Genomic DNA, 16,673 nt, shown 5'->3' on the forward strand with positions numbered 1-16,673 from the left:
TCTTGAATATAGGAATAATTAAAATCCTTCTAAAACGAAAAGACCGTCTTATAAACGGTCTTTTGGTTATTTTGAATTGAGAAAATTAATATTTAATAAATTTTTGAGTTACAAAATGACTTTTTGTATATAATCTGATCATGTAATTGCCTTTGGAGAGTTCAGATACGTCGATCGAATCATTATTTACACTTCGAGAGCTTACAATTCTTCCTGCGGTATCATAAATTTCAGCCTTTAAGATTTTTTCTTTTGACTTAATGAAAAGAGTATTGCTTACAGGATTCGGGTAAATGCTTATATCGATTTTATCATTACTGACTTCTGATGTTCCTAAGATGTTTTGTACAGTAGTTGTATAGGTATTTGTAACAATAGGGAAGTTATAATCAAAATAAATGTTTGCGGTATTATTGAAGCTTTGACCGAGTGTTAAAGTAGATTTTGTTTTGATTTTGAAAGCGACATAACCATCATTAGTAGCATTGGCAAAAGGTAATTGAATGTTTTCAAAAATAAATTCTACGGTATTCGGATTTGTAATTCTCGTTACAAAGCTATGACTTCCGTTCAAAGCCTGTAAAGTACTTAAATCAAATTTCGAAGTATCAATCAGGTCTTTCACTACAATATTTTGTGCGTTTGCAGTTCCGGTATTTTCAAATCTGATTAAATAATGTACATAATCACCAATTTGTGTCGAAGCGATTGTAGATCCCTCTAAACAGGTTTTGTCATTGGGATCGAAAGAATTTACAACGGTTTGGTTTAATGTAAACGTATTATCCAGCGGAGTTTCGTCTGTAGCACCGTTAATTTGTGTAGTGTAATTTAAAACATTTCCGCCTGACAAAGGTGGCGTTTGTGTAGGGGTATTGAGTACAAATGTTAAAGTGATTTCTCTCGTTTCAAATGGAAGAAGATTAGCAAAATTCCAGTTTAAAACTCCCGACGATTGTGATGTTGGAGCCAGTGTAGAACTCTGGTAATTCATCAGATTATCATTGTAATTATAAACCAAAGTTCCTGATTGCGAAGCGGTTCCTTTGTTTTTGTAAATAACTTTATATTTTGAGTTGAAACCAGGTGCAGCAGCGGTAATAGGAATCACAAATACTTCGAGATCATTATGAATTCCGTTTGCTGTTAAACAGAAATTTTGAGACAACGGACTTGCTTGTGTCGGGAAATTTGCAGTTACATTTGCCGGAGAAACAGAATAATAAGTGGGGTTTTCTAATGTAGGGGTAAGCGTGTGAGTACCGGCCTGTAAATTAACCGTATGTTGCCCTTGCTGGCTGGCAATATAAGTGCTGTTTACTCCGCCGCTGTTGATACTTATCTTTAAGTTCGGAAATCGAGGATCAGAAATGTCGCATCCGTTATTAGAAACATCATAGCTGCTATTTCCGGTCACACTGTAATTACTTCCAGCCGGAAACAGACTACAGTAAGGTGTGAAAATAGTATTTGCCAGACTCGAATCTAAACTCTGAAGGAGAATACGCTCGTTATCGTCGTCCACACAGATATTCTTGAAATATTCAGTATTTAAAACCAAAAGATTGGGATTGCCGTTTTTCAGATTGATATAATCCAACGTTTGTGGTGCACTGTTATTACTTGCCAGGAAATGAAGCTGCTCCAGTTGAGGTGCTTGTGAAAGATCGATTCTCTTTAGTCTGCCGTTATTGTAGTTTAGATTTGCAATTTTAAGAACGGGAAGGTTCAGTAAATTCAGTATGTAATTCCCAGTTCCTGGTGCGTTATTGTAGTTACTTGTAAAATTCTGCAAAGCTGGAAGATCAGCAACCGTAAGGGTTGTAAATTTATTACTGCTTACATTCAGAGTCATCAGTTGGGGAAGATTGCTGAGTTGAAGACCTGTAAGAGCTCTGCTTACCTGAAGTGTTTTCAACTGTGGGAAATTGTTAAAAGCTAAGCTTGTAAGCGTGCCATACACTGCCACAGCATTACTAAGATGGAAATTCTCAAGCGATGTATTAACGTTCCCGAAATTGATGCTGTTTAGATAGAAAAAATCTTTTAAAGAAATGTTTTTAATTGCAGGGAGGTTATTAAACGACACATCGTTCATAAATTGTGTAGGACTGTTATTAGACTGTCCGCTTTGAATACTGAAATTTTCCAGAGCCGGAAGATTCTGGAATGTATAACTCGTTCCAAAGAATGATTTGTAAAACGATAAATCTTTTAAAGCAGGTAAATTATTAAGTGTAAGAGTGCTTATTGTAGCAAAATTAAGAATAATCTTATTCAGTAAAGGAAGGTTGGAAAAATTATAGGCCACTGCGACACTGCTGCTGCTGTTTGTGTTGGGATTATCAGTCTTAAATAATGTAAGGCTTGGAAGATTATTAAAGGTGATAGAACTTATATAAGGATGTTCTAACTCAATAGTCTGCAAGCTGGGCATGTTATTGAATCCTAAATTGTTGACAAGGTTTCCACTCGCTCCGTCATCAGAAATCATTAGAAAAGTCTGTAGCATGGGAAGTGCATTCATATCTATTACAGCAGATCCGTTATTATAAAGTTTAATACTTTTTAATGCGTTCAGAGAATTCATTGTAAGATTCTTCAGCTTATTATCGCCAATAATAATTTCCTCAAGCTGTGCTAAGCTCGAAATATTAAGAGCGGAAGTTGCTGGTGTACAGCTTTTGGCATACACTGTTATTTTTTTAAGGTGATTAAGATTCGAAAGATTCATCGAGCTGTAGCTAATCTCATCAACATCCAGATATTTAAGAGACGGAATACTGCTGAAATCTAAGGCAAGACAAGTATTGGTAGAAGAATAGTAACCACCTATTTTTAAGTCTGTCAGTAATGGAAGATTGTCAAAATGAATTCCTAATGCGTCCTCATCAATGTCAAATTTTAAATTGGTAACGCTGGTCAGATTTTTGAAATAATACTGTTTTGCACGTATATTAATTAATTGAACAGTGCCGGTGTTTGAAACTCCGTCCAAATGAAATTCATTAATCATAAAAGCAAGACCACTTGAACTTATGGAAGGATTTATATTTTTTACAGTGACCTTAATGGGCGCACTTATACTTGCATAGGTTAACGACGGAAGGTTTTGTAATAATAACCCGTTTACAGGAGAAATGGATCCGTTAATGGTAGTAAGATTGGGGAAATTTTGAATAGCAAAATTTAGTGGCGCATACGAATAAGCGTTAAGATACAGAGTCTGTAATGCAGTGATGGGCTGAAGCACAAAACTTGCCGATGCATTAGTGATATTCAGTTGGCTCATCGGGTTTCCCTCTGCGAGAAAATCTACAAGTTGAGGATGATTGATCGTGAAATTTGAGAATAAATTACCCTTTATATTTAAATAAGTTAGACTTGAATAATTTGTTAAATTAAGATCATTAATATTATTGTTTTCTGCATTGATGGATACAGGATTTGTCAGTTTTAGTACGGTCAGTTGATTGTTTTGGCATTCTACAGACTGTAAGCCTGTAATGGAAGTAAGATCAAGAATTCCGGATATACTATTAGTCTGGCATTTCAGCGATGTGAGATTTACGAAAGAGGTTATATTGACTATATTAGCAATACCGCTGTTGCTGATGTCTAAGTAACTTACCGCATTGGCTTCTGCCTGACTGATCTCACCATTCTGATTAGAATCTACAGCAAAATAATTACCGGCAATGTTTTTTGCAACCTGATTTCCAGGGTTTGAACTTAGAATTTTATTCTTAAAATTCTGATCGTAAAATCCAATGTTTTGTGCTTTAAATCCGCAAAAGGCAACAAGAAAAAATAGCAGATAAATTTTCTTCATATAGTTATTAGTTTATAATTTTTAAAATATGTGAAAGATAAACAAATATATGTGATTAAAATGTTATCTGGGAGGTTTAAAAATTAATAATTCTATAATCTGTATTTTTCATTAAGTTTATTCTAGAGATCGACTTCATGGTTTCAAATCTCATTAATTCTTTTTATCCTGAAAAGTTAATTTCTTCAGCTAATTTATGCGATTTTTAAAAACTTTTCTGTCATACATTTTATCTGAATTAGCTGAAGGAATCAGTAATAATATGACAAAAAAACTCTCAGAAATCTAACTCTGAAAGTTTTTTTTAGAAGTATTCTCGTTTTATTTGTCTTTTTATTTTTATTCAATCAAATCCAAAAACTGCTGTTCATCCAGGATCTCAATCGTTCCGATATCCTGTGCTTTCTTCAGTTTGCTTCCGGCTTTTTCACCCACCACTAAATAGTTCAGGTTTTTAGAAACTGCAGAAATGTTTTTTCCTCCGTGTTTTTCTACCATTTCTTCGGCAGATTCTCTGGTGAAAAGAGATAATTTTCCTGTAAAAAGGAACGTTTTACCATCTAAAGTATCTGATAAAACTTCATTGGTGTTTTCTCCTTTTTCCAACTGAACGCCATAAGATTTCAAGCGTTCAAGCATCAGAATATTTTCAGGATTATTAAAGAAATCTACAATGCTCACAGCGATTTTCATCCCGATGTCTTCAACTTGACACAATTCTTCTGCGGTTGCTTTTTTCAATTCGTCAATGGTGTTGAAATTTTTTACCAATTTCTTGGCAACGGTTTCCCCAACGTGTTTAATACCGATTCCGAATAAAACTTTCTCAAACGGAATTTCTTTTGATTTTTCGATACCGTCAATAATATTCTGAGCCGATTTTTCTGCCATTCTTTCCAAAGGCAGAATCTGTTCTTTCGTTAAAGCATAAAAATCTGCCGGATTTTCAATGAGTCTTTCTTTGTACAATTGCTCGATGGTTTCGCTTCCCAGATTGTCAATATTCAAAGCTTTTCTGGAAACATAATGTATCATTCTGCCCACAACTTGTGGCGGACAATGCAAGTCATTCGGACAAAAATGAATCGCCTGATCTTCCAGTTTTATCAGTTCAGTTCCGCATTCCGGACAGTTTTTAATGTACTTAACTTCTTTGCTGTCGGAAGTTCTTTTGTCTGTATTAATGCCGATAATTTTCGGGATAATCTCACCGCCTTTTTCCACAAAAACAAAATCGTGCTCATGTAAACCAAGTTTTTTAATAATATCTTCGTTGTGAAGTGATGCGCGTTTTACCACTGTTCCCGCCAATAAAACCGGTTTCAGATTGGCAACAGGTGTAATCGCTCCTGTTCTTCCTACCTGATATGAAACGCTTTGCAATTCGGTTTCTACTTTTTCAGCTTTAAATTTATAAGCCATTGCCCAGCGTGGAGATTTTGCCGTGTAACCGAGCTGTCTTTGCTGTTTTAATGAATTGACTTTCAGTACAATTCCATCAATTTCAAATGGAAGATGATGTCTTTCTGTATCCCAAAAGTTGATGAACTCTTTTATTTCCTCTAAATTTTTGCAGAGTTTTGTCTGAGCCGAAATTGTAAAACCCCAATCGTGAGCCTTGTGAAGTAATTCCCAGTGGCTTTCTGCGGTTGTTTCTTGCGAAACAAATTGATACAAAACTGAAGACAATCTTCGTTTCCTCACTTCACCGCTGTCCTGCATTTTCAAACTTCCGCTTGCTGTATTTCTGGGATTCATAAACGGATCTAAACCTTCTTCCTCCCGAAGTTTATTGATTTTATCGAAGTTTTTTCTGGTTAAATAAATTTCTCCACGCATAAAAAAACGTTCAGGAAAATCACCTTTCAACGTAATCGGAATATCTGAAATTGTGCGAACGTTGGAAGTAATTTCATCTCCCTGAAAACCGTCACCACGAGTCACTGCCTGAACTAATTTTCCGTTTTCATATAAAATAGAAATCGAAGCACCGTCATATTTCAATTCTGCAACAAATTCTACCGGCTCATCAATCGTTTTGATAATTCGCTTTTCCCAATCTGCCAAGTCATCAAAATCGTAAGAATTATCCAAAGAATACATTCTGAACTGATGCTGAATGGTCGGGAAAATCTTCGTTACGCCACCGCCAACACGCACGGTAGGAGAATTATCATCGTGAAATTCCGGATGTTTAGCTTCCAGATCCTGAAGTTCTTTTAATAATAAATCAAATTCAAGGTCAGAAATGCTCGGTTCATCCAGCAGATAATAGTTTTCATTATGCTGATTAAGTTCTTTTCGGAGCTGTTCTATCTTTTGCTGACTATTTTCGGGCATTGCTTGGGTTTATTTTCAACAAAAATAATAAGTATTGAGGAGAAATGAATGGTTAAATTTAATATTAGGTTCAATAAATGTTAATCAGAATTCAACTGATCTTAAAAATCTCTTTTTAATTTTGCAGATATTCACTTGAGTTGAAAAAAATAATAATGTAGAAGAATATTTTAGAATTTATGAAAAAGTTTATCTTAGGGTTTGCAGTTTTAACACAAGTTTTTATGAATGCACAAACCAAAATTATCGCTCACCGAGGATATTGGAAAACCAATCCCGCAACAACAGAAAATTCTCTGAAAGCACTGGAAAATGCTCAGGATCTGAAAATTTACGGATCTGAATTTGATGTTAGAATGACCAAAGACGGCATTCTGGTGATTAATCATGATGAGCATCATGGAAAAATGGAAATTTCGGAAACTGATTTTAAAGAATTGGAAAAAGTGAAATTATCTAATGGAGAAAAATTACCGACATTAAAAGACTATCTGAAGCAAGGGAAAAAAGATAAAGCATTGCAGCTTATTGTTGAGATCAAACCTGCTAAAACCAAAGAACTGGAAGATGAATTGGTGACTAAAACCATTAAAACCATCAAAGAAATGAAACTTGAATCTCAAAGTGAGTTTATTTCTTTCAGTCTTAATATATGTAAGGAAATTAAAAAAGCAGAGCCGAAATTTAAAGTTCAGTATCTCAACGGAGAATTGTCTCCGCAACAAATCAAAACCGAAGGTTTAGACGGAATCGATTATCATTACAGTATTTTTGAGAAAAATCCCACTTGGATTAATGAAGCCAACAGTTTAGGTTTGATCACCAATTCGTGGACGGTAAATGATATAGAAATTTATAAAAAACTGAAAGAACAAAGAATAGGGTTTATCACTACCAATGTTCCGGATGTTTTAAAGAATACCCAATAAACTGCTATCGTTTTTTAATAAAATACCTTACGTTTTGTAAGGTATTTTTTGTTTCTGCTAGTAAACTTATTTAAGATCTTTATAAAATAGCGTTCAAAAGTCATATGTAATACATTAAATTTTATTCATCATTCTAAGTAAATGTTTAATAGAGACTTATGTTTTTGGTTAAAGAATAGTTAATATGACGTTCAATATTTGTTTAAAATATGTTAAGGTGATGTTAAAAGCTTAGTCATAATGGCGTTCTAATTTTGCACAAACAAAAATAGGATATGCGTAAAGAGACTCAAAAGCTGTTCATGTTGTCTGTACTAGGATTGATAAGCGTCAATGTTGCAGCTCAACAGCAAGTAAAGAAAGACACTATTCAGACCATTGATGAAGTGGTAGTAACTGCTTTAGGAATTAAACGACAGGACAAATCATTAGGATATGTAGCCGAAAAGGTAGAAGGTGAAGAGTTTACAAAAACACAGAATAACAACTGGGCGCAAGCTTTGGAAGGTAAAGTAGCAGGTTTGAAAATTCAGACTGCAGGAGCGGGACCGTTAGGATCTGCAAAAATTACTTTGCGTGGAAGTGCATCTATGAATTTAGATAACAATCAGGCTTTAATTGTTGTAGATGGTGTGCCTTTGGGAGGTACAAACACCGGAACAGGAAATGCTGCATATGGAGCAGGAACCGGTGGTGATCTTCCTGTAGATTTTGGTAATAATTTTAACAGCATTAATCCTGATGACATAGAATCTGTAACAGTGCTTAAAGGTGCTACTGCAGGAGCATTGTATGGTTCTAGAGGAATGCATGGTGCCATCATGATCACCACAAAATCAGGAAAATCTAAAAACGGTAAAGTATCAGTTACTTTTAATTCTAATACAAGTTTTGATTCTGTTTTGCATTGGCCGGATTATCAGTACGAGTACGGACAGGGAACTTTACAGAAAAATACCGCAGGACAGTTTTATTATTCTTACCAAGCTTCTCCAGATGGTGTAAATACCGGTTCTACGAGTAGTGCTTTTGGTCCAAAATTTAACGGACAGTCTTATTTTCAATACGATCCGACCGTAGAAGGACAAAGCCTTCAGAGACAAGAATGGAAGCCTTATAAAAATAATATAAAAGATTTTTGGGAACTAGGAACTACTTATGCCAATAATTTGTCAATTGAAAGTTCTACCGAAAAAACAGCTTTCAGGGCATCATTAAATTACACCAAAAATAACTGGATGATGCCCAATACAGGTTTCGATAGATTTAATGGTGCTTTATCTGTAGATCATCATCCAAGCGATAAACTTCATATTGTAACCAAGTTTGCATACAACAATACCAAAAGTGATAATCTGCCTGCGACAGGATACAACAATCAGTCAATTTCTTATTTCATGATTTTTCAGAATCCGAACGTAGATTTGCAGTGGTACAGACCGATCTGGAAGAAAGGGCAAGATCAGATCGATCAGATACATCCGTTCAGTTCTTTTATAGATAATCCATATTTGATTGCATACGAAATGCTCAATGGTTTAGATAAAAAATTTATTACAGGAAATGTAACTGCCAATTACAAATTTGCCAAGAATTTTGATGTGATGTTGCGTTCAGGGATTGAGCTTACAGATGAACTGAGAACAACAAAAAGACCGTACAGTTCTGCCAATTATCTTCAGGGATATTATAGAGAGCAACACATTAAAAATTCTGAATTCAATACAGATGTTTTATTCAGTTACAAAAATAATTTCGGAAAATTTGGTTTCAATGCATCTGCAGGAGGTAACCTTCGATACAATGAGTATAATTTATATGATTACCGAGCTACAGGATTAAAAATTCCTGGTCTGTACGAACTTACTAATGGTATTTCTTTGCTTACAAGAGTACCTCAGCCAAGAGATAAAGAAATGAATAGCTTGTACGGTTTAGCTTCTTTAAATTATGATAATGTATTGTTTTTGGATCTTACTGCAAGAAATGACTGGAGTAGTGCCCTTCCCAAAGCCAACAGATCATATTTTTATCCGTCGGCAGCTACATCAGTTATCCTTTCAGATCTATTTAATTTAAAATCAAACAATTTTAACTTCTGGAAACTGAGAGCTTCATGGTCTATGGTAGGAAGCGATACAGATCCTTATAATTTAATACAGACTTATAATGCCAGTGATTTTAATAATTCTGCTGAAATTGCCTCTGTCTACCTTAATCCCAATCTAAAACCTGAAATGAATACCAACATTGAAGCGGGGATGGATTTCAGTTTTCTTAAAAATAGAGTAACATACGGTGTTACGGTATATCAGAGTAATACAGATAACCAGATTATTCCTGTTCCTACATTGATAGAAACCGGATATTCTACCAGAATTATCAACGCCGGTGAAGTGAGAAACAGAGGTATAGAGATGACACTTGGAGCATATCCTATCAAGACTAAAAATTTCTCATGGAATGTGAATGCCAACTGGTCCATGAACAGAAATAAAATTCTTTCGTTACCGGAAGAATTTGACGGAGAGCCTTACACTATGTCTTCTGTAGGGGGGGTAGTTTTCTTTAATGCGGTAGTGGGAGGATCTTTAGGAGATATGTACGGAGCAAAATTACAGAGATCACCGGATGGTCAGGTAATTTACGGTTCGGACGGATTAACGGCAAAATCTACAAAAATAGAATATGTAGGAAACGCTTATGCCAAATGGAGAGGGGGTTTACAAAACACATTCAAATATAAAAACTTTTCTTTCTCATTCAGTTTAGATGGTCAATACGGAGGAATGGTATATTCTCAATCTCATCACAAAATGTCTGAACAGGGTAAGCTTGAAAATACTTTGCCGGGAAGAGACAATCCGAATGGAACTTTCGTAGGTGTTGGTGTTGTTCAGAATTCGAATGGTAGTTTTTCTGCCAATACCAAAGCAGTTGCCCTTCACACTTATTATGGAGATTATTACAGAAGAGCCAATATAGAAACCAACAGCTTTGATGCTACTTTTCTAAAATTGAGAGAAGCAACCATTACCTATGATTTTCCACAGGATATGGTGAAATCTCTTAAAATGTCTAATCTGAGTATTTCTTTATACGGAAGAAATCTATTGATGTGGACTAAAAATTTTCCACTTTTCGACCCGGAAGCTGCTACGCTTAACGATTCTTCTATCACACCGGGTGTTGAAGTGGGTCAATTGCCAACAGCAAGAACTGTGGGTATACAACTGAATGCTAAATTTTAAAAAAGAAAAAATCATGAAAAATAACATTTCAAAATTCTGCGTAGCTCTTATAGCCGCTGCAATGCTTACTTCTTGCGACAGATCTTTCGAAGAAATAAATACAGACACCAGCAAAATCAATACTCCCACAGCGGGAAGTCTTCTGATGCCGATACAATATAACATGGCATCCAATGCTTACACAAGAGCTAATAATTTCACTTTTGATATCATGCAGGTTTCTATCGACTTTCCTAATGAAGGAAACTCACTCAGCAGATATTACATCACAGAAACTACAGGAAATTCTTATTGGAATACTTCTTACAAATGGCTAAAGCAAAACAAAGAGATGTATGACTTTGCAACACAGCAGGGTGATAAAAACTATCAGGCTATTGCGTTAGTTTTAAATGCATGGATGTTTGCAAATCTTACCGATACTTTTGGTGACATTCCATTCAGTGAAGCTTCACGTGTTGAAGAGGGAATTACCCAACCGAAATTTGATAAACAAAAAGACATCTACATCAAACTTCTGGCAGATTTAAAAACCGCAAATTCTTTATTTGTAACCACACAAACAATTTCAGATGCAGACTTATTCTTTGGTGCAAACACTTCTGCTGCTGGTGTTGTTAAATGGAAAAAGTTTTGTAATTCGCTTTCATTAAGATTATTGGGTAGAATTTTAAAGAAAAACGGTGAAATTGATGTATATGGTAAAATTCAGGAGATTGTCAATAATCCTACAACCTATCCCTTGATGACGAGTAATGCAGATACAGCAGGTTTAGATATTACGGGTGTTGCACCGCTTTTACCACCAATTGCGCGACCTCAGGATTTCACAACAGGAAGAGCCGCAGCAGAATTTTTTGTGGAAACACTGAAAAGTAATAACGATCCTAGAATGGCTACTTTCTTTTCTCAGGCTAAAGATATAGCCACCAATGCAAATCTTGGTTATAAAGGCGCTCCTGCAGGATATGCTCCGGGAACAGTATTTACTTATCAGCCATCCAATATGAATCAGAATTTGGCAAAAGCACCACTCAAAATTCTTATTTATCCTTATGCCGAGCTTCAATTGACGCTTGCCGAATTTGTCCAGAGAGGAATTATCTCAGGAAGCGCACAGACTTTCTACGAAAACGGAGTAAAGGCTGCTGTAGAACAATGGGGAGGTGTGGTTCCTGCCAACTATTTTACCAATCCAAATGTTGCATATAATGGTTCTTTACAAAGAATTATGCTTCAGAAATATGTTGCTCTTTTCTTTGTAGATCAGCAGCAATGGTATGAGAAAAGAAGAACAGGTTTTCCGGTGCTTCCTAATAACAATGGGTTGCTAAATGATGGGAAATTACCTCAAAGACTGATGTATCCCGTTCAAACCAAGATTCTTAACACAAACAATTATCAGGCTGCAGTACAGTCGATAGGTGGTGATAATATCAACGTTATCAACTGGTGGAATCAGTAATTAATTCAATCAATAATCTAAAAGTAAAATGAATATAAAATTTTTAATGCCGTGTTTATTAATTTCGGCAATGGCATTTTCTCAAACTTCCATTTCAGGGTATGTTTATGAAGACGCCAATAACAATCAGAAGAAAGAAAAAAGCGAAAAAGGAATAGAAAATGTAGCAGTTTCTAATGGAGCTCAGGTTGTTTTAACCGATAAAAACGGAAAATACAGTTTGCCGGTTCAGGAAAACCAGACGATTTTTGTCATCAAGCCTTCAGGATTTAGGTCTGCTTTGAATTCTAATAATCTTCCTCAGTATTTTTATCAGTACAAACCAAAAGGTTCACCTTCAGATTTTAAATATAAAGGTACAGCCCCGACAGGAACGCTTCCGAAAGAATTAAATTTTGCCCTGAATAAGCAGAGTGAAAGCAAAAACTTCGACATTTTAGTTTTTGGAGATCCGCAACCTTACACAGAAAAACAATTGGATTATTTTAAAAGATCTATTGTAAATGAAGTTAAAAACAACAAGAAAAACGCTGTTTTTGGTTTGAGTTTGGGCGATTTGGTTGGTGATGACTTAAGCTTGCAGAAACCTTACGCTGATGTGATGAAAGAAATCGGTCTGCCTTGGTACAACGTAATGGGAAATCATGATATGAATTATGATGCTCAGGAAGATCAGTTTTCAGACGAAACTTTCGAATCCAATTTCGGTCCGGCAAATTATTCTTTCAATTACGGGAACGTTCATTTCTTAGTGTTAGACGATATCCTTTATCCAGATCCGAGAGACGGAAAGGGGTATTGGGGCGGATTTCGTGAAGATCAGATTCAGTTCATTCAGAATGATTTAAAATTAGTTGATAAGAATAAACTGGTTGTGGTTTCTTTCCATATTCCATTGGAACATAATAATGAAGATAATTTCAGAAATGCAGACCGTCAGATATTATTTGATGCGCTTTCCCCATTTCAGAATGCTTTATTGCTGTCTGCTCACACGCACATTCAACAGCAGATTTTCTACGGGAAACCACAAGGCTGGAATAACGCAAAAGATTTGCATGAGTACAACGTAGGAACCACCTGCGGAGACTGGTGGTCAGGAACTTCCGATGATATAGGATTGCCTACTTCTACAATGAGAGACGGTACAGCAAAAGGATATTCTTTTATCAGTTTTAATGATAACCAGTACAAAGTTAAATACAAAACTGCCGGAAAACCGGAAGACTATCAGATTCAGTTGTATGTTCCCAATGTTATTCCTCATCCATCAAAGACATCTGCTAAAATCTTAGCAAACTTCTTTATGGGAAGCAAAAAAGACAAAGTAGAATACAGAATCGACAATGGAGAATGGAAAGATATGGAATATACCGAAACCATTGATCCTAACTTTGCTCAATCAGTTTTTAAGTGGGACACAACAGAAAAGCTTTTTCCGGGAAGAAGACCTTCAAATCCTGAAAACTCAAAGCATATCTGGATGGGAGGTTTTACCAATAAACTTACTTTAGGAAAGCACAAAGTAGACGTGAGAGCTTCTGATATGTACGGAAATAAATTCTCAGCTTCAGAAGACTTTCAGGTAGAAGAGTCAATTTTAATCCCTTAATCTGAATTTTCATTCATAGATTACTTTCAGAAACCAACTTCTAGTAAGTTGGTTTTGTGTTATAGAAGAACCTGATAATTCAATGTTGATAAATCGAAAATATAAACACTTGTTTAAAAAAATGGTTTTGTAATTTTGCATCTGTAAAATTTGATGTAATGAATTTAAAAGGAAAAAATGCCATCATCACAGGTGGTGGTAAAGGTCTGGGAAAAGCGGTTGCTTTGATCCTTGCCAATGAAGGAGTAAACATAGGAATCACAGGAAGAAATGAAGAGAATCTTAAAATGACTGTTGATCAAATCCAAAAATTAGGGGTAAAAGCAGCGTATGCAGTTTTTAGTATTGATAACGAAATTCATGTAAAAGCAGGAATTGAATCTATTGCCGGACAACTTGGTGGTGTAGATATTCTTATCAACAATGCCGGAATTGGTGACTTCGGAAGCATCGAAGATATGCCGTCAGAAACCTGGGAACAGGTAATAAAGACCAATCTTTTTGGAGTATATTATGCAGCAAAAGCAGTATATCCTTTCCTTAAAGAAAAAGGAGAAGGCGATATCATTAATGTAGCATCAACGGCAGGTTTGAAAGGCGGTGCAAATATGTCAGCTTACGCAGCTTCAAAAGCAGCAGTAGTTTCTCTGTCACAATCAATGATGGCAGAATGGAGAAAACAAAACATTCGTGTGGTTACTTTAACGCCAAGTACAATTGCTTCAGATATGAGTATTGAAGGTGGTTTAACAGACGGAAATCCCGATAAAGTGCTTCAGCCGGAAGATTTTGCAGAATGGGTAAGAGATATTCTGAAAATGAACAGACGTGCATTGATTGCTAACGGATCTATTTTCTCAACCAATCCTTAGAATAGAAGTTAGAAACTAAATATTAGAAATTAGTTTTACAATGATAAATATGAGCGGACTTCGGTTCGCTTTTTTGATGCTTACATAATTAATCTCAAATATTAAATAAAAATACAAAGTTTGTCATTCCGTAGGAATCTAAGCAAAGTGTGTATTAATTTATCTAAAAAAGATTTGAGTCTGGATTCCTAGGAATGACAAAAATGACGACAAATCAAAAAAGTAGTTTTATTTTTGCACCAAATTACTCACATGCAAAATTATTTGGAATTCAATTTTAAAGTACAACCTCTTCAACCCTGGAGCGATATCTTAATGGCGGAGCTTATTGAAATAGGTTTCGACAGTTTTACAGAAGAAATTCACGGTATTTTAGGATATATCCAGAAAGATCTTTTTAAAGAAGAAGATTTGAAAGCTTTGCCGCTCTTTCAAAATGAAGAAGTAAAAATTGAATATACCTTCACCGAAATGCCCAACATCAACTGGAATGAAGAATGGGAAAAGAATTTTGAACCGATTAACATTGATGATAAAGTTTTAATAAGAGCAGAATTTCATGAATCTGTAGAAGGAATGCATGAGATTATCATTCAGCCAAAAATGTCTTTTGGTACAGGCCATCACCCGACAACGCATTTGATGATTCAGCAAATGATGGATATTGATTTTAAAGACAAAAAAATCCTGGATATGGGTTGCGGAACTTCGGTTTTGGCAATTTATGCTAAACAAATCGGAGCCGGAGATACCAAAGCAATTGACATCGACGAATGGTCTGTAGAAAATTCCAAAGAAAATGCAGTGAGAAACAGTGTTGAATTGGATATCGAACAGGGAACTGCGGATAATTTAGGAAACGAAAATTATGATGTTATTTTAGCCAACATCAATAGAAATATTCTGATTTCAGATATTCCGACGTACGTTTCTGTTTTAAATGATGGCGGAAAATTATTACTTTCAGGATTGTGCTTCTTTGATGTGGATGATATTATGGAAGTTTGTGAAGAAAATAATTTAGAACTGAAAAAGAAATTGCAGCGTGAAGAATGGGTGAGTTTACTTTTGGAAAAAAAATAAATGTAAAGCTGCTATGAAATCTATTTTTATTTTTCTTTCGGTATTTCTGATGCATTTTTTTTCTGCACAGGAAGAAATTTATCCCAACGGAGTTTTCAGTTTTGAAGAAAATAAAACGCAGAAAATTTTCACTGAGTCTACGAGAGTGAGGCAATTACCGAATGTAAATTCTCAGATTTTAGATTCATTACAAGCCAATCAACAAATTCTTATTCTTAAAAAAGATGAGACGGTATTACAGTTGGGAGAAAGAGCCGCAAACTGGTACGAAGTTTCTTATCAAAAAGGAAATCAAACTTCAAAAGGCTACGTTTGGGGTGGAAATCTTTGTATAGGTTTCAGAAATAAAAATGGATACGATTTTCTTTTCGGAATTTCAAAAACTGTTGATAAGAAAGATGAAAAATTTAAGCAGACCTACAAACAAAATATAGCGAGTATAAAAATGCTTACAGGAAATAAATTAACAGATGAGGTTTTCTTTGAAACTGGCGCAGGAGAAAGTCTCAGTTATGGATCTTTCATTATTGAAAGCAGTCATCAACTTAAGAATGTTGATTTTACTTTAAAAGCTACCGTTTCAGGTGAAGCCTGCGGAATTGCTGGTTACGACCAATATGTCCTGTTTAAAGATAAAAAACTGATTGCTCTTCCGCAGTTGATGAACGTTGGAGATGCGGATGTCTATCATCATAGTGAAGAATTTATTTTCCCAAACGATAAAGGCGGAATTGCAAATGCTTTTATCTTTAAAATGGAAGAGATGGAAAAGGATGAAAATGATAAAGAGAAAACCAAACATTTTTCTAAAACCTATCTTTGGGATGGAAGTTCTTATAAACTGAAGTAATTTAAACATGAAGGCTAGGGTCGTTTCTTTATTTTTTATATTACTTCTTATTTCTCTGACTGGATGTGAAAAAACTATATTAGATTGCGAAAATTCAAGTATTCAAATAGAAAATAGATGGTATGCAGAAAATGGAGGAATTGATTATTTGGAAGTAAAAAGTAAAGATCGAATATTTATTTGTGAAACAATCAATAATTTCTCAGAGGGAGAAGACATCATGATCAGTCATAATTATGGATATTTAGAAATATTTTTAAGTGGAAAAAAGACTGATATGATTTTCACCTATTCAAATGGCGTCGTATATAGAGTTGGCGTCGGTAAATATGTGCGGAATGAGAAGCTAACAAGAAAAATCTTAAAGTTAATGTATATCTCAAAAAGATGTTGGGTTAAAGATTGTGTAAGTTGAAATAATATTTCTTAATAAATTCTA

Annotated in this window: 10 protein-coding genes; 8 read left to right on the top strand and 2 right to left on the bottom strand. The window is 35.1% G+C overall.

What is annotated here, in order from left to right:
- Positions 1-85: 85 nt before the first annotated feature.
- Positions 86-3,832, bottom strand: a complete 3,747-nt coding sequence (locus ACZZZA_RS09365; protein ID WP_463431225.1) for a DUF7619 domain-containing protein — start codon at positions 3,830-3,832, stop codon at positions 86-88.
- A gap of 339 nt (positions 3,833-4,171) precedes the next feature.
- The gene (gene ligA, locus ACZZZA_RS09370) at positions 4,172-6,172 is read right to left on the bottom strand and encodes an NAD-dependent DNA ligase LigA (RefSeq protein ID WP_463431227.1); all 2,001 of its coding nucleotides are present in this window, start codon (positions 6,170-6,172) and stop codon (positions 4,172-4,174) included.
- Between the two features lie 179 nt (positions 6,173-6,351).
- Here ligA and ACZZZA_RS09375 point away from each other — a divergent pair, with 179 nt between their 5' ends.
- The 8 genes from ACZZZA_RS09375 to ACZZZA_RS09410 all read left to right on the top strand — a co-directional run bounded on the left by ACZZZA_RS09375 (position 6,352) and on the right by ACZZZA_RS09410 (position 16,649).
- Positions 6,352-7,101 carry a glycerophosphodiester phosphodiesterase gene (locus ACZZZA_RS09375; RefSeq protein WP_463431229.1) on the top strand — a complete coding sequence of 250 codons (750 nt, stop codon included), beginning with the start codon at positions 6,352-6,354 and terminating at the stop codon, positions 7,099-7,101.
- A gap of 275 nt (positions 7,102-7,376) precedes the next feature.
- Positions 7,377-10,352, top strand: a complete 2,976-nt coding sequence (locus ACZZZA_RS09380; RefSeq protein WP_463431231.1) for a SusC/RagA family TonB-linked outer membrane protein — start codon at positions 7,377-7,379, stop codon at positions 10,350-10,352.
- A 13-nt stretch (positions 10,353-10,365) separates the two neighbouring features.
- Positions 10,366-11,817, top strand: coding sequence for a SusD/RagB family nutrient-binding outer membrane lipoprotein (locus ACZZZA_RS09385; protein WP_463431233.1), 1,452 nt, complete (start codon positions 10,366-10,368; stop codon positions 11,815-11,817).
- A 46-nt stretch (positions 11,818-11,863) separates the two neighbouring features.
- Positions 11,864-13,429, top strand: coding sequence for a calcineurin-like phosphoesterase C-terminal domain-containing protein (locus ACZZZA_RS09390; protein ID WP_463431235.1), 1,566 nt, complete (start codon positions 11,864-11,866; stop codon positions 13,427-13,429).
- Between the two features lie 158 nt (positions 13,430-13,587).
- Complete coding sequence (locus tag ACZZZA_RS09395) at positions 13,588-14,301, top strand: 3-ketoacyl-ACP reductase (RefSeq protein WP_463431237.1); 714 nt, start codon at positions 13,588-13,590, stop codon at positions 14,299-14,301.
- A 252-nt stretch (positions 14,302-14,553) separates the two neighbouring features.
- A complete protein-coding gene (gene prmA / locus ACZZZA_RS09400; RefSeq protein WP_463431239.1) occupies positions 14,554-15,384 on the top strand; it encodes a 50S ribosomal protein L11 methyltransferase in 831 nt (276 codons plus the stop codon).
- Between the two features lie 13 nt (positions 15,385-15,397).
- On the top strand, positions 15,398-16,234 hold the full coding sequence (locus ACZZZA_RS09405) for an SH3 domain-containing protein (RefSeq protein WP_463431241.1): 837 nt from the start codon (positions 15,398-15,400) through the stop codon (positions 16,232-16,234).
- Between the two features lie 7 nt (positions 16,235-16,241).
- Positions 16,242-16,649 carry a hypothetical protein gene (locus ACZZZA_RS09410; RefSeq protein WP_463431243.1) on the top strand — a complete coding sequence of 136 codons (408 nt, stop codon included), beginning with the start codon at positions 16,242-16,244 and terminating at the stop codon, positions 16,647-16,649.
- Positions 16,650-16,673: the final 24 nt, after the last annotated feature.

The sequence above is a fragment of the Chryseobacterium sp. AC405b genome (genome assembly GCF_979258685.1).